Below are 19,211 nucleotides of genomic sequence, written 5' to 3'. Positions count from 1 at the left end.
TATGAACTACTATGAGAACTTTGAAGATCATCTGGGCGCCGTTGTTGACTCCGTAAAGAAACTACTCTATGCCAGACATAAAGATATCTTCCAGCGCATTGATTTTTACAATGACAACATTTACCTGGAGCCCTTGCTATACACCTATCTGCAACAGCAGGACAACAAATGGCTGGACTGCATCATTTATGGTTATGAGCGATCCAGGAAACCACTCATCACTGTGTTTCCAAACTGCAATGGGCTCATCTACCTACCTAATACCGGTTACCTTCGCACCTCGTTCACCGGCAGCGCTCTCCTGCTTCGTACAACCGGCGATACTATGACGTTACTCGATGGAGAAAACGAGATCCCCTTTACGTTCGAACCCCTACTCTACAGTGATCATGGCATAGAGATCGTTACTGACCATCACCCGCTGCTCATGAATGTATTCACCGAACAGGGCAACCCTCCTGAAGACGTCCATGTGGCAGGCTTACATCAGCAACACCTGACATCGTTCAATAAAGGCATGGAACTTATCCGGCAGCTAAACCCGGATCACTTCGGACTGCTGCTCAAAAATCTGAAGAAGGCGATGCTCTTCACTGCCACCCACCAGAATTCCTTCGCTGTACTATCGGCCCACAACATGATCTTCCTGCATGTCAATCCATGGGACGATGAAATTTTCTTCGCTGACCACATCTCTCACGAAGGTGCGCATGTCACTTACTTCACGCTCACCTACGAAACAAAACAACACCTGTTCACCATCAGCCATAACACTCCCCTGGGAGATTTGGTTGGCAATCCTGGTCATTACCCCAGTGTATACCTGTTCTTCCACGGCATGTTCACCTTCATGGAGATCACCAAAACCTTACAGGGCTGTATTGACAAGCCCGGATTCACACGTTTGCAGCAGGATGATATCAAGGGCCGGTTTATCTTCCATATGCAGCGGTTTAAGCTGTCGCTGGATATGTTTGCAGAGCTCAATATATTCCAGGAGGAAGGGGCCGGGTGGTATGCGCTGTTCCTTGCGCAGTACGAAGCTTTTGAGCAACAGTATACTGACCTGTTACCTCTGTATAACCTGACAGGACAACCGTATGATTTTAATAGTAAAGTCTTTGCGGAAATAAATAAACTGACGGCCTGATGAGATGATATTAACTAATTCTTTCCCATTCCCCAAACAAAATTATTATTTTGGGCCCCACTAACCGCCGTTATGACCATGATCCTTTCCTCGTTACGTACGACACTTACGCTCCTTGTATGCCTGCTACCGGCATTGACACTGTCAGCCCAAACCGGTACCGTTGTGAAGACATCCCGGGGTTACATCCGTGGCACCACGGAGAAAGGAAGCCTCGTCTTTAAAGGTATCCCGTACGCAGCCCCTCCTGCCGGCAACCAGCGTTTTAAACCACCAGTGCCAATGCCCGCCTGGAAGGATACATTGTCATGCACAGCGTTCGGCAATATCGCGCCGCAGTATAACGGAGAAAGCAGGAGTATGACGGGTGATGAAAACTGCCTCACCCTAAATCTGTATACGCCGACAGTTAAGCCAGTTAGAAAGATGCCGGTTGTCGTGTGGGTACATGGTGGCGGTATGACAGGAGGCAGCGGCATCGGTATGAACGGACAAGCCTTTTCGGACAGGGATAGTATTATCTGCATAACCATCAACTACCGGTTAGGGGTATTCGGGTTCCTGTATATGGATGATGTGCCAGGTTATAGGGCATCAGGCAATAACGGCCTGCTGGACTGTATCATGGCACTCCAGTGGATCCAAAAAAATATCCGTGCCTTTGGAGGAGACCCCTCCCGGGTGACAGTCATGGGAGAATCTGCAGGCGCGAAGCTGATCTCCGCACTCCTGGTGGCACCGGCTGCAAAAGGGAAGTTCCAGCAGCTGATCCTCGAAAGCGGTGCCGTAAATTGTATCCGGGATATACAAACGGCAAGAGCCATCCGCCAGCGTGTAATGGATACACTGGGAGTGAATAGTCCGGCAGCACTGGTTGAATTACCGGCAGCTACACTGATCGCCGCCCAGGCTAAAGTACTGGGAGGCCCCAAAGGGACGAATTATTTTGGTCCGGTGACAGACGGTGTTCTTATTAAAAAAGATGCGCTCGCATATGTAAGAGAACATCCGGATAAAAGGATAAGGGTATTGCTCGGTACCAACAAGGCAGAGGCTATATTGTTTATGAATATAGACCGTAGGCTGTATACGCCTGATTCCATTGCATTAAGGGACTGGTTCGGCGATAATCATCCTTATGCCTATCGCGCCTGGCAACGGATCCAGGACAAACCCGTTGACACGGCCGCTATCATCACACTAAGCAGATACATGTATCAGCTACATACCTTCCGCCTCGCAAAAGCACTGGCCGCCGGCAGTGAAAAGGTCTGGCTGTATTCATTCGAACAACCTAAAAACGGCGCTCCCGCAACACATGCGGACGAGCTGGCCTACATCTGGTATGTGCCCGGTGAAGGTACGCCTCCGCCCAATCCGGCGCTCGCGACCTTCATGCATCAGCAGTGGACAAACTTCATCAAAGGTTACCAGTTATGGACTCCGTATGATGAAAATAAACGGGGGATGTTGTTTGACAATAACAGCCGGGAAACGGTGCTGGACGACTATGAAGATGCTGACCACCCGACAATGGGTTTCATCTTACACGGCAGATGATCTTTGCAGATATGACCAGAGCGCCCCGCTATTTTGGCGTATCCGGCCCGCCTGTAATTGCATGGTAGCATGTAAGTTTGCATCACACATAAACATTCTCCCATGCTGAGAAAAACAGTGTACCTGCTGATACTCCTGACAATGACAAACCTGACTATGAACGCACAGACCACCAACACCGGACACTATGCCGATGTAAACGGATTAAAACTGTATTATGAAATACATGGCAATGGTATGCCACTGGTATTACTGCATGGCGGAGGATCAACCATTGAAACCACCTATGGACGCATATTACCCGGCCTGGCTGCACACCACAAGGTCATCGCCATTGAACTACAGGCGCATGGCCATACGGCTGATATAGACCGTGCCATGACCTTCGAACAGGATGCGGACGATGTAGCAGCCTTATTACAACAATTGCATATTACTAAAGCAGACATAATGGGTTTTAGCAATGGCGCTACTACCTGTCTGCAGATAGCGATCCGTCACCCGGAACTGGTTGGAAAACTCATACTGGCTTCCGCACTTTATAGAAGAGATGGTATGCTACCGGGCTTCTTTGAAGGAATGGAACACGCGACGCTGGAACAAATGCCGGCGCCACTGGCAGATGCCTATCGCAGGATCAATCCGGACCCTAAAGGATTACAGGCCATGTTCAACAGGGATGCCAGCCGTATGGTGGCTTTTAAAGATATTCCGGATGCAGCTGTCAAAAGTATCCAGGCCCCTGCCCTGGTAGTTAGTGCAGATAAAGACGTTATTCTGCCTGAACATGCCCTTCTGCTATCACGTACATTACCACATGCCCAACTCGTGATCCTACCCGGCGGACACGGTGATTACATAGGAGAGATCTGTGCACCCGATAAAGCAAGTCAATTACCCGCCATAACAACGGCAATAATCGAAAACTTCCTCAGCAAACACTAATACCACAACCTGCATCTGAAACCGGCGATGCAGCTCACGGCACGTACCGCTCCAGCCTAATATGCCGTACTAAAGGTCGAACCACTATCCGGTGACAGAAAAGTGGCTTCCACATGTCGCGCAGTTTCCGTGACCTGCACCGAAACGGCCCTTCTGAGGGCCCCAACACTTCTATATTCATAATCCTCCAGATAAAAGACTGCCAGCCTTCGCTCAAATGGTCCACATACCTTATACAGCGTTATCCGGGGTGTATCCATTTCCCTGGTCACCACGAAATTATGCCCATTTGGCACTTCCCGGTAAAAGTCAAAACGATAACCCGGCATTCCCACCTGTCCCATCAGCAGCAGAAAACCGGCCATTGGCAGAAATAAAAGGGCGCCAATGCCCAATATCGAGGTATAGATCCTTACCCATTTCAACTGCCGCTGATAGCAGAACAACACCAGAGAGGCGATCACCCATATCAGCAATATGATCGCATCTGTCCAATACCCGCGGAAACTGAAACCGGCAGTATAATCAACGGTCCTGACCAAAATGACCAGGACCGTGAAGGTGATATATATCTTAGTGAAACTATTCATCTTATTCAGCATCTTCTCTATCAAGTGAATCTTTCGCATTCCCGCGTTTCAGCTTCACAACAGGATTCTTCTGCGTACCCGTTACATTGAATGGTATACCCAGTATCCCGAAAGGCGGTAGTCCTACCCGGCCTCTCATATTCAATCTGCCATCAAAACTCACCTGTCCTTCAAAACGCGGGCGGAAACCTGCAATGCGCAGCTTAGTTCTTTCAATGGTAATAATATTATTAGCGATTGAAGAACGAATATCCACCTCCGACAAGCCAGGGTCTTTAATATCTTTTCTGCCGGTCGTATTACCCACCGCATTCAACATCCTGAAACCCTTGAGTTTGATCTTCTTTAACGACAACACACCTTCTCCTTTCAGTGATGAATACACAATATGCATATTGCCATCCAGCCGGCCACTAACGTGATAATCCAGACCTACAGTTCCACTGGCAGATGCGGCGGAAGTAGCCATATCATGGAATAGCCTGATCTCGTTATAGGCACGCTTGATATCAAACTGGCGGGCGTTAATCCGGTAATCAAAGGCGGCAGACTGTTCACTCAGTGGTGTATACTGTGCATCCATCGTTACCGGTGCATCGATAATACTGAACCCGGTTCTCATCAGTTGCAGACTACCATTGGCCACTTGTAACTGCCCATGGAACTTACTGATGTCAATACCACTGAAGCGCACTTTTTCGGCATGGGCTGTCAGCGCGAGAGACAGATTACCCGGAATGACCACTACGTGAGGTGGTTCCGGTGTACCGTCAGATTCCTCCATTTCGTAGGACTTTAACTCATCTGCGAGCAGGTAATTGCTTTTCAATGTGAAAGCTCCCTGTAACGGCTGGCTCTTCTGCGTAGCATAGCCGATCAGGTTATACAGATGACCATTCAGGTGAATGTCTGACTTCCCATAGCGCAGGTCAAACTGATCAAACCACATCTTGTCTTCTTCAAAACGAAAAACGCCGTTCTCTATATGAAATGGCAGTGGGAAATGTGGCGCCGTAACAGTTACATCTCTTACTGTCAACGATCCCCTGTTATTGAGATTTGCATATTGTCCGCTCATGGCATCCGCCTGTGTGCCCTGCAGCGAAAGTTCTGTTTTGATCAGCCCCTGCACATCATACCCCTCTTTACCCAGCACCTTATAAATACGCCCCAGGTCAATCACACCACTGGCCAGGATATTATAACACAGGTTGTCAAAGTTCTCCAGCGCTGCTTTCAATGTAAAGGGCTGTCCTTCAAACTGGAAAGAGACAGGCTTAATGTCTACCTTCAGCGCCTGCAAGCTACCTGCTGCATCCGTCAATACTGCATTCACATTGATCTTTTCAATCGGATGTTTATAGTATTTGGTCTGCAGACTACCATTATGCATGCTTAGCATCGCCGTTGTAACCGGGAACAGGCTTGCAGCAGGTTTATAAGTACCCTTACTTAAGATATTGATATTCAGATCGCCGCCCAGATCAATACCGTCCAGCGGATAAAATTTCTCTACATCGGTCATGTGTAAGACCGCTTTCAGACTGGCATCCACATGTGGCTCCTGCCCGTTGCTGAGTTGCAGGTAACCTTTAATATAGTTGTTCAGCACTTCTGCATTCAGCTTGCTGACATTGACACGGACATTGGCATAATTGTTATCCGGACAGGAAGCCTGCATATCAAAAGCAATGCTATGCACCGGCTCACGTACACCATCAAATTTAATATACCCGTTACTGAGGGTAGATACAAACTCGAATGAAGGTATGCTGCTGATCACCCTATCTGCCTCATGTCCCGGACCATTATTGACTGCGTATTGTATATAGCGTCCATCTGCCTTCAGGTGAGACAGAAAGTGACCTTTCAGGTCGAACCTGTCCCATCCCATCGCCTCACCCCATTGCTGCATATCAATGTCTGCATCCATACGGGCATGTATCTCGGGACGATATAATCCCGTCATATTAATGGATGAACGGAAATAGCCTTTATCCAGTGTAAAGAACAGAGAATCAAGACTCACGTAGAATTTCTCTGTATTCATCTGGGGTAACCTGGTCTGAAAGTCCAGACGCAGGTCTTTAACCTTACTGGAAGCGCCGGAATGTGCTATCTCGCCATCCCTCACCTTTATATTGAAGGTAAAGTCAGGCATCTTGTTGGTTCTGGCAATGTACTTACCTGTGAGCGATGCATTTAGCTCAGCCGCCCCTTTCACGTCCGTATGTTCCATCCAGGAGATATAGTCTGCCGGCAGCGCGCTGAATAACGCTTCCAGCGTAGACGCACCGGAACTCAGTGTGAAGTCCATGTCGTATCCATTACGCAGAAAGCTGAATGCGCCATGTAGCCTTACAGGTAACTGATTAATTTTCAGATCATTCCGCTCAAAAGTGAAATTGAGGGATTTGGTATTGATCCTGGTGACCAGGTCACCGTGGAGCTTTTTAGACTGTATATATGGAACCTCCCCATAGGTCAGGTCCAGGGAAGTGATATTAATTTTTGAGTACAGGTCAAATTTTGCCGACTCCAGGTCACCTTTACCCACGTAGTTGACATCACGGGCACGCACGTACAATCCCAGTGACTTGTCATGATAAACAATACCACAATGGTCCAGCTGTATACGGTCTATCTTAATGGAAGCTCCGCTACTGTCAGTCGTCTCCTTAGTCGGGGCAGCCGATTGATAAATATTGTAATTTGGGCGGCCATCTGCATCCGCCAATACGTGAATGTTGCCCGCTGTGAGATATATCTCATCGATTTTCAATGTCTTGGAGAACACACTGCCCAGATCTACTCCGAGCGATACTTCGGCGGCCGTTACCAGGGTATCCTGCTCGAAAGGAGCCGACCCTTTGAGGCTAACATCATATAACGTCAGTGTCAGTGAAGGGAAATGTTTAAAGAAAGACAGCCTTGCACGGGAAAAATCAAGTTCTGTAGTAATACTATTATTGGCCCAGGTCTTTATTTTCTTTGAGACCGCACCGGGAAATAATAATGGTAATAAAAAAAGCAACACCAGTATTCCGAGGAGGGACACTGAAGTGATTTTCAGTGATTTCCACGCGATTCTCTTCATTCTTCCATTAAGCATAAGGTATAGGATAGCAGTATTTATTTAGTTCACTGCACTTGCGGGCGCAAAGATAGAAAAAAAATTTCCGGACGACCCAACCTTTCACTAATTGAATACCGTTTACTCTAGTAGATAAAACGAAAACCATGAAAAAACTCGGCGTCTACGTACTGTTCATCGGTGGAATTGCACTGGTGCATACCGCGTGTACCAAAGAAGAAGCTCTCAAATTGCAGGGCAGGAATGTTTTAGCGGCACAGGATTCTATCCCACACGACAGCATCCCGCATGATACCATCCCTCATGACAGCATTCCGCATGATACGATCCCGCATGATACGGTACCATTTCCTCCGGATACCACGGTGAATCCGCCGCATTACCCGGATACCACTTTCCCGCCGTATCCACCGTATCCGCCACAACACCCGGATACACCTAACCATCCGCCGCATCATCCGCACCATCCGGACACGACGCGTCCGACTCATCCACACAATCCACCCCATCACCCGGATACCACACGTCCGCACAATCCGCCACACTATCCCGACACTACCCGTCCCGGTCAACCACCGGTGGATAGTGTATACAGAACCGTAGCGGACCGTCATTCACCTGTTAACAGGCTGAAGGCGAGTGGTATTTCCCTGAAATAAAGTAATCTTGCAGCACAAAATTCATTTGTGTCTGTCAGAAATCATACAAATGATCGTTCCAGTATTCACTTATACCGTTGCAAAGATACTGTAGCCAGTTTGTCTCACACCTGGATCACCTGATGGTGGTCCAGGTAACTCGCACAACGTGCGGAAATGAAATCATTTTGATAAAACCTATTTGAGCGTCCTTCAGTTGGAAGATATTAAGGAACTGATAAAATTGTGTGCTGCTAACGACCGCCTGGGCCAGGAGAAACTTTACCGTAAGTTTTATCCTGCGCTATTCTTATTATGCAGGAAGTTCTTTCCGCTGCAGGAAGATGCGTTAGAGGCATTAAATGACGGGATGCTGAAGGTTTTTAAGAACATTGAAAAATACAGTGACGAAAAAGGAGAATTTTTTAACTGGGTATACACAATCGTACGTAACACGGCACTGGACAAACTCAGAAATGTCAGTCAGCCGGGATATATGGAGGTAGATGACATGATCATTCCGGACAATGACAATCCACTAAAAGCTTTGGAATCAGCGGATATCTATAAGCTACTGGATGTACTTCCCCCTGCGACAAGGGCGATCTGTATCCTGTTTTATCTGGAAGGATTCTCGATACCGCAGATCGGAGAGCAGCTGGACATAAGTGCAGGTACTATCAAGTGGCACTTGAGCGAGGTCAGAAAGCGGATGAAACCAGTTTTATTACAGCATTACAAAAATTAGGAATAAAAGTGTCTGAGCAAAATTTGAGCGACAAGTTTTTCAATAACGAAGAAAGCGGCATCCCTGTTCCGCCTGCGGACAAGGGATGGATGGCTATGCAGCAAATGCTGGATAAGGCAATGCCTGTGCAGGCGCCGTCCACTCCTGCTAAGCCTAAGCCAGGCGCTTCGTCGGTGATCAAAACATTGCTGAAAGGCGCGCTCATTTCCGGTACTGCGGCAACTATCGGCGCTACTGCTTTCTGGACCTTCCAGCAGTACGGACGGACGACAAATACTCCGCCCGCCATTGTAAAACCGGTGACCAGTCCCGCTACCGACAGCATTTCCGCTCATGTGGACAGCTCCCTTACGGCCATTGGCGCTGTCCTGGAAGAAAACAGCAGTCATCAGGTGAATGCTGATCTCAACATCCAGGAACAACCAACAGACAAAACAGCGTCTGATCATTCTTATACCAATGCGAACAAGCCGGTTGTGGCATCTACCCATGGATCCATTACGCCGCCTCATCCGGCATCTGTTAGTCCCCGGGAAACCAATGGACCCGAAAATAATTCCGGTACGGCGAAAGGGACTCCTGCCACCCTGTTGCGTCCAGCAGGATCTGCCAATAAAGCGGTTGCCGGAGATGCAAAAGAACATACAAAAATAACCGCTGGCAGCGCTGCCAATAAAACAGCAAGCAATCCGGCTGTTACTGCCAATACTGATAAAGGTACAACCCGTCAGCCCTCAGCGGCTGACCGGTCAAAAGATACACGACAGCAGGCTGGCAGATCAAAAGGATCAAAAGGATACGCTGCCATTATGGGGATTGCTCCCGCTCTCCCGGATGCCGGACAACAGGCATCAACCGACCCTTCGCAGGTAGCACCACTTTCCGCCGATGCTCCGGAAGATATTGCCCGGCCGTCAGGAATACCCCAAAACACGCCTGTTCTATCAGGGGCCGGTCAACCAGCAATCGCGCCGCAACTGCCCGTACAGGGTGCCTTGCCGGCAGCACGCGGCGTGGCTGATCTTACATGGGTACTTGAGCCGATACCGCTAACTGACCAGCGTGGCAGCAATAGGTTGCTCCACAACGATCGGGCGGGCAGCAGCTTCAGGGCAAAGAATGCGATCAAAAAAACCAGGGAGCAGCCAGGGTCCTATCGTATTTATGCGCAGCTAAATATTGCTGCTCCGATACGGACTGGCAGTTACTACTTATCAGCCCCCAACGGCAATGACCAGTATGTCCGTTCCCTGATACCGATCATACGCATAGAGCGGAAACTATATAAAAGTGCTTTGTCGCTCGATCTGATGCCACTGACCGCTACTGCGACAAACGATTCCTTACGTCACTACACGAACATTGGCACTGGTTCTCCAATGTTAGACACTGCCTGGTCAGTACAGAAACGGTTTGGTTACGGGGCTGCCTTCCAGTATCAGCATTTCCTGACGGAACATTTTGCCGTAAGCGGCGGCCTGCAACTGTCCGTTTTCAATCAGGCATTGATAAAACAAACCATCAGCGACTCTATGTGGGTATATGGGCCGGCAAAACTGCGGGCTGCGGACAAACGGGAACTGGAGGAGCTGGCCACTACACGACTGAATGGTGTCATAGAACTATATTATATCCTGGGCAAATGGCAGGCAGGGGTTAAAACCATTCTGCCGTTGAATATCAATCCCGGCAATGGATGGAATCCGAAGACTCCTGTACGGGTAGAATTACTGATCAGACGAAGACTGATAAGTTTTAAATAAACAGCCATCAATGCAAAGCGTTAATGGCTGTGCTCCTATATACTGAGTATTGGTTCAAAGAACTCCATCATCTCAGGATATTCCCGTAGTTCCTCCGGCAATCCTCCCAGTCTGTACACCTCTTCAATAAACTGTTCCTTCCCCAGTAAATAACGCTTCCCGGACGCCTGCGTACCAGGACCCGCAGTGCCACTTACGATCAGATACAACGGTGGTTTCCCCATTCCCTCCAGCAACTGCGTTACCCGCAGCGCAAGGATCGCACCCATGCTATGGCCATAGATGAGATAGGCAGGGGTACGCCAGCTTTGCAGGATCTGCTGACAAATATCAGCTGCTGCCGCTTCAAAGTCACAGATGAGGGGTTCCCCTATCCTGCGGCCTCTTCCCGGTAACTCCGGAGTGACCAGTTCAAAACCTTTCAGATATGGCTCCAGTTGGCGGAAAGAATAGGCACTCCCACCTGCAAAGTGCAATAATACCAGTTGAACAGGCTCGCCCGATTGATTACGTAGCATCATGATGTTTGATTTTGTGTTGGATGAACCTCACTACCTGTAAGGGTGTAGGCCTTGATAGTATTTTTCTCTATGGGTTAATGTTGAACTATGGGTTTAGCTGCTTGTGGTTATTTGAGATCATTAAAATAGATAAAATTCCTACAACAAAAAACTTCCGGCTAGTATATTGTCCCGGGCTGAACATGCACTTTTCATCATGATAAAGAGGGCGGTAATGAAGATCCTGCTCTTCACTACCGCCCTCTTCTATGAAACCACAATAACTGTAAGATCAATTCACTACCAGTTTCTGTGTGGCATTCAATATTGAGTTGTCGATCTTCACCAGGTAAATACCGGGATGCAGTGTCTTACTCTCCAGTGTCAGTTGCGCAGCCGCTGTAACCCGCTGCAGTACCACCTTGCCGGACAGCGTATAGATCGTCACGACGCTCTTTTCTGCTTTGGGATTCTTGAAGCGGACCTGCACATTTTCCTGCGACACGGCTGGGTTAGGGAATAACTGGAACTGTGGCTGTGATGTGACCGGTTTATATTCCTCTGGTCTTGGATGACCGGTAAACGGATGGCTACAGTATTCAGACCAGTCTATACCTGGCTGTGAGGCGGCAAGTCCCGCATCACTCGTTCTGGCGGAAGACAGCAACGCTGCTTCGTACCATTTTGTATTCACATTCGCAGCACCAGCGATACCGGCTACCAGCTGTAACCTGTAATCATATTTAGTTTTCCGGGTATTCTCTCCCTGATACAGATAATTCGTATTGGTGATAACGGCAATAACGATATTATTTGCTGCCGGTGATGGCAGTGTCAATGTACAGTTACCGGAGGATACATACTGGCTGTATACAGGCGTACCGTTTGTGGTCCAGTATACCAGCTGACAGGTCATATTAGCACCAATAGGCTGGAAGTTCACAGTAACAGTCGAACCGTTCACTGTCAGCGGGATCTGGTTTGCACCAGACCATCCTGGTAATGTCGTCGTATCGGGTGTCAGTGTACCATTACTGTTGGTTGTCTTCACATAAGGCGTAGCGATCCATGGAGCAGGATTCAGCCAGGAAGGCTGCCATTCAGCCCCGATCGAATTACCGAACACACTATTCAGTAATGCCACGCAGGCACCTTTCCATTTACCAAAATCAACCAGCGCCTGTTTAGACCTGTACTCAGTGATCAGGCGGCGTGTCTGTGCCTCTCCGATACCACTGGCAATACCTTCCAGTACACGGGTAGGCGCATATCTCCATATCCAGGGTACTGCATTATCACCCAGGGTATTACCAATGAATGTCGGGAAAGAAGAGCTGTACTGATGACCTCCCAGGTAAGTTTTCCAGGTACAGATCTGCTGACTGCCATTGAACATATTTACCCCTTCTGCTGCCGGCCCCCCGAAGCTACCGTCCTGTAACCAGCCGGAATAACATTCTATTGGCATGAACGGTGCGATGAAGTCCGTTCCGTTCAGGAAACCCATCGAACTATAATTATTGGAACGACGGGCATCTGCTGTTTGCTGAAACCATACATTGCCTCCTTCATGGAACCATGCGGCGTTCTTCACACCTGGCAGATCGGCCAGCATAGCATGAATACCTTCGTGTGTCATAGCGCTCTGCTGATAAGCTGCATCACTGCCGGTATACTTAGGATCGAATGCATACACGGGATAATAAGAAGCCAGGATGATCGGCCAGTTTTGTCCGTTATAATACACAGCACTCTGCCAGCCACCTAATGCGGTGCTATCTGCATTATCGGTACACAGACCAGAACCATACAGGTACACGGCGCTTTTGTAACCGTTTCTTACACGCAGATCAGGAGGCCATCCCATCGTATCACGGAAGTATCTGAAGTCCTGATTCAGACGGGCCAGCATAGGCGTGATCGCTGCGGAGGTAACGACGGATTTTTTCTTAGGTCCCCAGCGGAATGTCCACCAGTCGGACGACTGTGTTCCAACTACCTGCGGACAATCATTCAGTACCTGGGTCGGCATGGGCAAACTCGGATATTCACTTCTGAAATCATAACTGATCGTTGGCGAATAGGCCGGCCATGTATATGCATTACCGTTGCCACCGGTAGATACAGGCGTACCGGTCACCCGCCATTCCAGCATACCGGTGGATTGTGTTGTATTCCGCATCGTAACACGCAGTCTTGATGTAGATACTGCTGTAAAGCTGAGTGTGTTGAACGCATTCTTCACCAGGGGAACATTACCCAGATTCACCCATGCGGAACCATTCCAGGATTGCAGGTAAGCGGTGGTAGGCGTCAGCACACCACCTGCATCATCAAACCAGTAGACCTGTACAGAAGTGACGGAAAATGCCTGTGACCAGTCATACTGTACCCATTGCAGGGAATTAGGGTTGTTCCAGTTACCATACGCACCATGACTCTTGTCGTTTGAATTGGCGGGCGTATAGTTGTCATTGAGGGCTGTGATCGTTTCCCAGGAGGAAACATAAGACGTACTTGCCGTTGCCTGCGGAGCAATGTTCGTCTGCGCAAATGCGGTAAGCGCAGCGAACAGCGACAGGACAGATGTCCATGTAAATTTGAGCATACGATGATGGTTTTGATTATTTGAGAGAATAAAAATTAGCATACAGTAACTACCTACAGACAGGAAAGCCCGGCTGAAAGCTCACAACATAGAATTACGCAACAGGTTTTACATAAGAGATATAGGATAATATCCGTTTGGGTTTAAAGTGTCAATCTTACACACAAAAAAAGCATCAACGGTGTAAATCTAGGATGTCTTTGCCTGAACCAGTGTCAGGATTTTAACCACTTAGGATAGCATTTTATCTGAAACGATCTCTTTTGTAAAAACGGGAATCATATATATTTTCGGTTTCTTCTGCGCTTTATATATTTTAGCAGCAGAAAGTGGGAAACTTGAGAGGCAATAATACTTATAGTGACCTTGAGCTCATCATGATGCTAAAGAGAGGCGATATGAATGCATTTGATGTGCTGTACGCCCGTCATTGGTCTGCCATGTATCAGACTGCCTGGTATCTCCTACGCGATGAGAGTGTATGTATGGACATAGTACAGGACATTTTTACCTGGCTATGGGAAAAGCGTGAACAACTGGATATACAGACGGTGCCCGCCTATCTGCGCACCGCGGTCAGGTTTAAGGTGGCCAATTACATCCAGGCCGGAAAGATCAGAGAGGACTTTTACGAAGAACTGTCGAAACTAACTATATCCGCCGGGTCAGGTCCGCAGGAACTACTGGAACTCAATGACCTGAAAACGATCATCCAGGAGGCGGTGAACGGCCTGCCTGAGAAATGCAGGGAGATCTTCCTGCTCAGCCGCGACGGACAACTAACCAATCAACAGATAGCTGATTTACTGGACATCTCGCTCAAAACTGTAGAAGCACAGAAGACTATCGCCATGAAGCGCATCCGCGCAGCAGTTGAACCACACTTGCTGGCCCTGCTTATTATTCCCTTTGTGACCAGTTACCATTAACTGAGAAAACTTTTTTAAAAAATATTTTTCCCTGCTTTAGGGGTATAGGCATTTTCAACTGCCTAGTTATGTGAATGCATTTGTCATGACCAAAGAGGAACTCTTATTGCTAACGGAAAAAATTGTATCAGGTACCGCCACTGACGCGGAACTGATCCAGTATAACCGGCTGTTTAATGCCTCGGGGCAACAAACAGCATGGGATGAGCATGTCCTTGGTGATCAGCAGATGATCGGCAAAACGATCCGGGAAAGGATCCAGGCCAGGATAAACACCGCGCCACCTGCTGCCCGTGTCGTGCCTGCCCCATGGCGTAAATGGGCCATTGCCGCCAGTATGGCGGTACTCCTGAGCACAGGCTACCTCTACTACAGGGCGGTACAGCATGCTGTACTGGCGCCACAGGCAGAAAGATTTCAGAATGACGTACCTCCACCGAGGTCCAATCATGCCGTACTTACACTGAGCAATGGCGAGCAGATCTTACTGGACAGCGCCGGCAACGGCACGCTGGCCATGCAGGGAAATGTGCACGTCAGTCTGAATGCCAACGGACAGGTAGTATATAAAGGAGCTGATAAAACAAGTGCCATCAACACGATAGCAGTACCAGCCGGTAGCCAGCCCGTGGCCATCGTGCTCGCAGATGGTACGAAAGTATGGATAGATGCGGCGTCGGCCCTGACCTATCCGACTGCATTTACAGGGAACGAAAGAACAGTGACAATAACCGGACAGGCCTATTTCGAAGTGGCAGCCAGCAGTGCAAAGCCATTTATAGTAAAGAACGGAATAGATCAGTCCACTATACAGGTACTGGGTACCAGCTTTAACGTGAAAGCCTTCGGGCCGGACAAACAAATTAAAACAACCCTGTTCGATGGAGCCGTTGCTATCTCCACCACCAATGCAAGGCAACAGCTCCATCCGGGCGAACAGGCAGTCGTCAACAAAGAGGGGACTATACAGGTCACGACTGGAGCAGATCTGAAAGAAGTACTGGCATGGAAGGAAGGCGTGTTCTATTTCAATGGAACCAATATTCCGACTATCATGGCCGAACTGCAACGCTATTATGATATAACCGTTGTATACGAGGCAAACGTAAACGATGAATTCGTCGCCAGAATTCCAAGAGACGTCCCGGTGTCTCAGCTACTGAACCTGCTCGAGATGACCAATCTCGTGCACTTCAGGATCGAAGGCCGAAAGGTTATCGTCATTAAGTAGGGTCATACACCACTACGATATTATCCTTATAAGCGCTATGTGCGCTTATAAGCAGGGAAAGCTTTGTCTATTATCAACCACCTGACGGTGGATATTTATCAATCAATCAACCAGAGTCTATGCCTGAAAAAAAGTCATGGAAACAGCTTTGTCTGCACGCGCCAGCCGTCAGACACGTTCGTAAGAAATGTTTACACCTCGGTGTCCTGTTTGGATGCCTGTTACTCGTGGGACAAACCTATGCCCAGAAAGTAAGTATGAATATCAGATCCGGCTCACTGGAACAAGCCTTCCGGGAAATTGAGAAACAAACCGGACAAAGCTTTATCTATACCAAAAGTCAGCTGAAACAGGCCGCCCCGGTCACACTCAGTGTGAAAGGCCAGGAACTCGACCAGGTATTAAAAACACTTTTCAATAACCAACCATTCAATTATTCCCGCTCGGGCAACTTCATTGCCGTACGCGCTAAAGAAACACAGGCGGAAGCCAATGCCGCTCCTGTCAACGACATTATGGTAAGTGGTGTTGTCAGAGATGCTAACGGCAGACCGCTTCCGTCTGTTTCTGTAGTCGTACCGGGTACTCCCTTCGGTGCGATGACCAACGACAACGGCGAATACGCCATTCCCCGCGTTCCCGCCAGCGCCTACCTGCTGTTCTCCTATGTATCTTACCAGCCGCAGCAGGTAGCTGTGAAAGGCAGGACCACCATCAATGCGGTGCTGCTGGAACAGGTAAGGGCCCTGGACGAAGCAGTGATCATCGGCTATGGTACCACTACCAAGAAAATGAATACGGGTGCGGTTAGCAGCATCACTGCCAAAGAGATCGGTATCCAGCCGGTAGCGAACCCGCTGGCGGCTTTGCCGGGCCGTATCCCTGGTGTACAGATCACCCAGCAGAATGGTCTGCCTGGTAGCGCGGCTATCGTACAGATCCGCGGACAAGGCTCGCTCGGTTACGGTACACTGCCGTTGTATGTAATAGACGGCGTGCCGTTCACCAACTTCAGCGGCGGACAGCCCGTTACCGACAACCTCAACTCCTGGGGTACCAGTGGTGCGAATGGTGGTATCAGCCCGTTCAGTATGATCAACCCTGATGACATCGAACGTATGGACATCCTCAAAGATGCCGACGCTACGGCCATCTACGGTGCCCGCGGCGCCAACGGTGTTATTCTGATCACTACCAAAAAAGGAAAATCCGGCAAAACAAGGTTCAATGCAAACGTATACACCGGCACGGGTAAAGTAGGCCGCTTCATACCGATGATGAACACTGAACAGTACCTCGACCTGCGTAAGGAAGCATTCAGCAATGACGGTGCTACGCCTACTACAGCCAACGCGCCTGAGCTGACCGTATGGGACCAGAACGCCTATACTGACTGGCAGAAGCTACTGCTGGGCGGTACGGCCCGCAGCACCAACGCTGAAGCCGCTGTGTCGGGTGGTGATACAAAAACACATTTCATGTTCAGCGGTGGCTATCATAGGGAAACAACGGTATATGACGGTGATTTCAACAGCACCCGTCTTACCGGTCGCCTCTCTGCCGACCATACTTCTGCTGATAACCGCTTCTACGCTGCCATTACGGGTAACTACTCCTATGATAAAACTGTCCTGCCTGTCAGTGATATCACTTCCCTGTATAACCTGCCACCTAATATGCCGCTGTACACTGCAGATGGCAAACTGGCATGGTCTTCAGGCTTTAACAACCCGCTGGCATTATTGCTGAGGAAGTACAATGGCAATACCACTAACTTCATCACCAACGCTAACCTGCGCTACACCATCATCAAAGACCTGAACTTCAAAGTAAACCTGGGTTACACTACCACCCAGCTGGAACAGGTGGCCGCAAATCCTGCGTCTTCCTACAATCCGGTGAACAACCCGGTTAGTTTCGCTTACTTCACGAACAACAAGTCACAGAACTACATCGTAGAACCTACGCTTGACTATACCCGCGATCTGGGAGAAGGCAAACTGAATGTGCTGGTAGGTGGAACATTACAAAGAAGCCTGTCCAACGGTACCTATCTTACGGGTAATAACTACAGCAGTGAAGCCTTGCTGAAATCTATCATAGGCGCCGGACTCGTAACGGTGAACTACAATAACTACTTCGATTATAAATATGCTTCTTTTTTCGGTCGTATCAATTACGACTACAGGAAAAAATACCTGCTGAATGCCACCTTCCGTCGGGATGCCTCCTCCCGGTTCGGTCCTGATAATGCGATCGCCAACTTCGGTGCGATCGGTGCAGGATGGCTATTCTCACAGGAAGACTTCATTGCTGACAACCTGGACTGGCTGAGCTTCGGTAAGCTCCGGGCTTCCTATGGTACCACCGGTAATGACCAGATCGTGAACTACATCTATCTGCCATTGCTATCGTCTGCAGGTACCTACCAGGGACAATCTGCCCTGCTACGTGCCACGCTGCCTAACCCTGGTGTAAAATGGGAAACTACCCAAAAACTGGACATCGCTATCGAACTGGGTTTCCTGAAAGACAGGATCATGCTGACGGCTGACTATTACCGCAACCGCTCCAGCGACCAGCTGTTGGCCGCCGCACTGCCTACCCAATCCGGTTACAACAGTTATACCGTGAACCTGCCGGCAGTGATCCAGAACAGTGGCTTTGAGATTGAGATCAACAGCACCAATTTCAAAACCAGGAACTTCAGCTGGACCACCTCCCTGAACGTGACCTTGCCGAAGAACAAACTCCTGTCCTTCCCGGGTATCGAGAAGTCTTTCTATGCCAGCAGCTACCTGGTAGGTGAACCGATAGACCTGGTAAGGAGATACGTATACACGGGTTATGATCCGCAGACGGGCATTCCGCAGTACGCTGACCAGAACAAGGATGGCGCCATTGACTTCAACAACGACAGAAAGATCATCCATCCGGGTACACCTTTCTTTGGTGGTTTGAACAACACCTTCAGCTACCGTCATTTTGATTTCTCCTTCTTCCTGCAGTTCAACCACAGGAACGGCGCTACTAACGGTTTCAGCACGCCTATCGGCAGCAGCCGGAGCAACCAGAACACTTCTGTGCTGGACAGATGGAGACATCCGGGTGATGTAGCAGCCTATCCTGTCGCTACCACTACTTCCGGCACGCCCGCCTATGCGGCTTACACCCAGTACGGCAGCTCCACTGCCCTGTGGGGAGATGCCGGCTACCTGAAACTGCGTTCCGCCAGCCTGGCCTATACACTACCTTCCGAATGGCTGAAGAAAATGAAAGCTTCCGGTTTCAAGGTATATGCGGAAGCACAGAACCTGTTCACCTGGACGAAGAACAAATACATCTTCGATCCTGAAACAAGCGTACCTGGCGGCCCTCCGGGCTTAGGTACCGGTCTGATCGCCATGCCGCCGCTGCGCACGATCGTCTTTGGTGTTAACTGTTCATTCTAAAAT

General features: G+C 49.0%; 13 protein-coding genes. 9 read left to right on the top strand and 4 right to left on the bottom strand.

Annotation, left to right across the window (positions count from 1 at the left end):
• Position 1: 1 nt before the first annotated feature.
• From GWR21_RS02320 to GWR21_RS02310, 3 genes are all read left to right on the top strand, one after another.
• Complete coding sequence (locus GWR21_RS02320; RefSeq protein ID WP_162330170.1) at positions 2 to 1,150, top strand: hypothetical protein; 1,149 nt, start codon at positions 2 to 4, stop codon at positions 1,148 to 1,150.
• Positions 1,151 to 1,222: 72 nt separating this feature from the next.
• Positions 1,223 to 2,710 carry a carboxylesterase/lipase family protein gene (locus GWR21_RS02315; RefSeq protein WP_162330169.1) on the top strand — a complete coding sequence of 496 codons (1,488 nt, stop codon included), beginning with the start codon at positions 1,223 to 1,225 and terminating at the stop codon, positions 2,708 to 2,710.
• 102 nt (positions 2,711 to 2,812) lie between these two features.
• Positions 2,813 to 3,655, top strand: coding sequence for an alpha/beta fold hydrolase (locus tag GWR21_RS02310; protein WP_202929033.1), 843 nt, complete (start codon positions 2,813 to 2,815; stop codon positions 3,653 to 3,655).
• A gap of 56 nt (positions 3,656 to 3,711) precedes the next feature.
• Here GWR21_RS02310 and GWR21_RS02305 read toward each other — a convergent pair whose 3' ends face one another.
• Positions 3,712 to 4,284 (bottom strand): hypothetical protein, encoded by a 573-nt coding sequence (locus GWR21_RS02305; RefSeq protein ID WP_162330168.1) that lies wholly within the window; start codon positions 4,282 to 4,284, stop codon positions 3,712 to 3,714.
• Positions 4,247 to 7,342, bottom strand: a complete 3,096-nt coding sequence (locus GWR21_RS02300; RefSeq protein ID WP_162330167.1) for an AsmA family protein — start codon at positions 7,340 to 7,342, stop codon at positions 4,247 to 4,249. The genes GWR21_RS02305 and GWR21_RS02300 overlap by 38 nt, the downstream gene beginning before the upstream one ends.
• Before the next feature lie 143 nt (positions 7,343 to 7,485).
• On the opposite strand from GWR21_RS02300, the gene GWR21_RS02295 reads away from it, so the two are divergent.
• The 3 genes from GWR21_RS02295 (at position 7,486) to GWR21_RS02285 (ending at position 10,488) form a co-directional block, all read left to right on the top strand.
• Positions 7,486 to 7,998 carry a hypothetical protein gene (locus GWR21_RS02295; protein ID WP_162330166.1) on the top strand — a complete coding sequence of 171 codons (513 nt, stop codon included), beginning with the start codon at positions 7,486 to 7,488 and terminating at the stop codon, positions 7,996 to 7,998.
• A gap of 181 nt (positions 7,999 to 8,179) precedes the next feature.
• Positions 8,180 to 8,725 (top strand): RNA polymerase sigma factor, encoded by a 546-nt coding sequence (locus tag GWR21_RS02290; protein WP_162330165.1) that lies wholly within the window; start codon positions 8,180 to 8,182, stop codon positions 8,723 to 8,725.
• 23 nt (positions 8,726 to 8,748) lie between these two features.
• The gene (locus tag GWR21_RS02285; protein ID WP_162330164.1) at positions 8,749 to 10,488 is read left to right on the top strand and encodes a hypothetical protein; all 1,740 of its coding nucleotides are present in this window, start codon (positions 8,749 to 8,751) and stop codon (positions 10,486 to 10,488) included.
• A gap of 35 nt (positions 10,489 to 10,523) precedes the next feature.
• Here GWR21_RS02285 and GWR21_RS02280 read toward each other — a convergent pair whose 3' ends face one another.
• Both GWR21_RS02280 and GWR21_RS02275 read right to left on the bottom strand, forming a co-directional pair.
• Positions 10,524 to 11,009, bottom strand: a complete 486-nt coding sequence (locus tag GWR21_RS02280; RefSeq protein ID WP_162330163.1) for a thioesterase II family protein — start codon at positions 11,007 to 11,009, stop codon at positions 10,524 to 10,526.
• Positions 11,010 to 11,280: 271 nt separating this feature from the next.
• On the bottom strand, positions 11,281 to 13,596 hold the full coding sequence (locus GWR21_RS02275; protein WP_162330162.1) for a T9SS type A sorting domain-containing protein: 2,316 nt from the start codon (positions 13,594 to 13,596) through the stop codon (positions 11,281 to 11,283).
• A 377-nt stretch (positions 13,597 to 13,973) separates the two neighbouring features.
• Between GWR21_RS02275 and GWR21_RS02270 the strand changes: the two genes are divergently transcribed.
• The 3 genes from GWR21_RS02270 (at position 13,974) to GWR21_RS02260 (ending at position 19,208) form a co-directional block, all read left to right on the top strand.
• Complete coding sequence (locus tag GWR21_RS02270; RefSeq protein WP_162330161.1) at positions 13,974 to 14,525, top strand: RNA polymerase sigma-70 factor; 552 nt, start codon at positions 13,974 to 13,976, stop codon at positions 14,523 to 14,525.
• A gap of 85 nt (positions 14,526 to 14,610) precedes the next feature.
• Positions 14,611 to 15,756, top strand: coding sequence for a FecR family protein (locus tag GWR21_RS02265; protein WP_162330160.1), 1,146 nt, complete (start codon positions 14,611 to 14,613; stop codon positions 15,754 to 15,756).
• 119 nt (positions 15,757 to 15,875) lie between these two features.
• Positions 15,876 to 19,208 (top strand): TonB-dependent receptor, encoded by a 3,333-nt coding sequence (locus GWR21_RS02260; protein ID WP_162330159.1) that lies wholly within the window; start codon positions 15,876 to 15,878, stop codon positions 19,206 to 19,208.
• Positions 19,209 to 19,211: the final 3 nt, after the last annotated feature.

It is taken from the genome of Chitinophaga agri (genome assembly GCF_010093065.1).
GTDB lineage: Bacteria > Bacteroidota > Bacteroidia > Chitinophagales > Chitinophagaceae > Chitinophaga > Chitinophaga agri.
Note: the sequence above shows the minus strand (reverse complement) of the source record. Positions and strands in the feature narration are given on the sequence as shown.

What these genes read in the sequence shown, in the direction of transcription:
- GWR21_RS02280 (WP_162330163.1), bottom strand. Translation starts at nt 11,009, where the DNA reads ATGATGCTACGTAATCAATCGGGCGAGCCTGTTCAACTGGTATTATTG.
- GWR21_RS02310 (WP_202929033.1), top strand. Translation starts at nt 2,813, where the DNA reads ATGCTGAGAAAAACAGTGTACCTGCTGATACTCCTGACAATGACAAAC.
- GWR21_RS02315 (WP_162330169.1), top strand. Translation starts at nt 1,223, where the DNA reads ATGACCATGATCCTTTCCTCGTTACGTACGACACTTACGCTCCTTGTA.
- GWR21_RS02275 (WP_162330162.1), bottom strand. Translation starts at nt 13,596, where the DNA reads ATGCTCAAATTTACATGGACATCTGTCCTGTCGCTGTTCGCTGCGCTT.
- GWR21_RS02320 (WP_162330170.1), top strand. Translation starts at nt 2, where the DNA reads ATGAACTACTATGAGAACTTTGAAGATCATCTGGGCGCCGTTGTTGAC.
- GWR21_RS02265 (WP_162330160.1), top strand. Translation starts at nt 14,611, where the DNA reads ATGACCAAAGAGGAACTCTTATTGCTAACGGAAAAAATTGTATCAGGT.
- GWR21_RS02295 (WP_162330166.1), top strand. Translation starts at nt 7,486, where the DNA reads ATGAAAAAACTCGGCGTCTACGTACTGTTCATCGGTGGAATTGCACTG.
- GWR21_RS02260 (WP_162330159.1), top strand. Translation starts at nt 15,876, where the DNA reads ATGCCTGAAAAAAAGTCATGGAAACAGCTTTGTCTGCACGCGCCAGCC.
- GWR21_RS02270 (WP_162330161.1), top strand. Translation starts at nt 13,974, where the DNA reads ATGATGCTAAAGAGAGGCGATATGAATGCATTTGATGTGCTGTACGCC.
- GWR21_RS02305 (WP_162330168.1), bottom strand. Translation starts at nt 4,284, where the DNA reads ATGCGAAAGATTCACTTGATAGAGAAGATGCTGAATAAGATGAATAGT.
- GWR21_RS02300 (WP_162330167.1), bottom strand. Translation starts at nt 7,342, where the DNA reads ATGAAGAGAATCGCGTGGAAATCACTGAAAATCACTTCAGTGTCCCTC.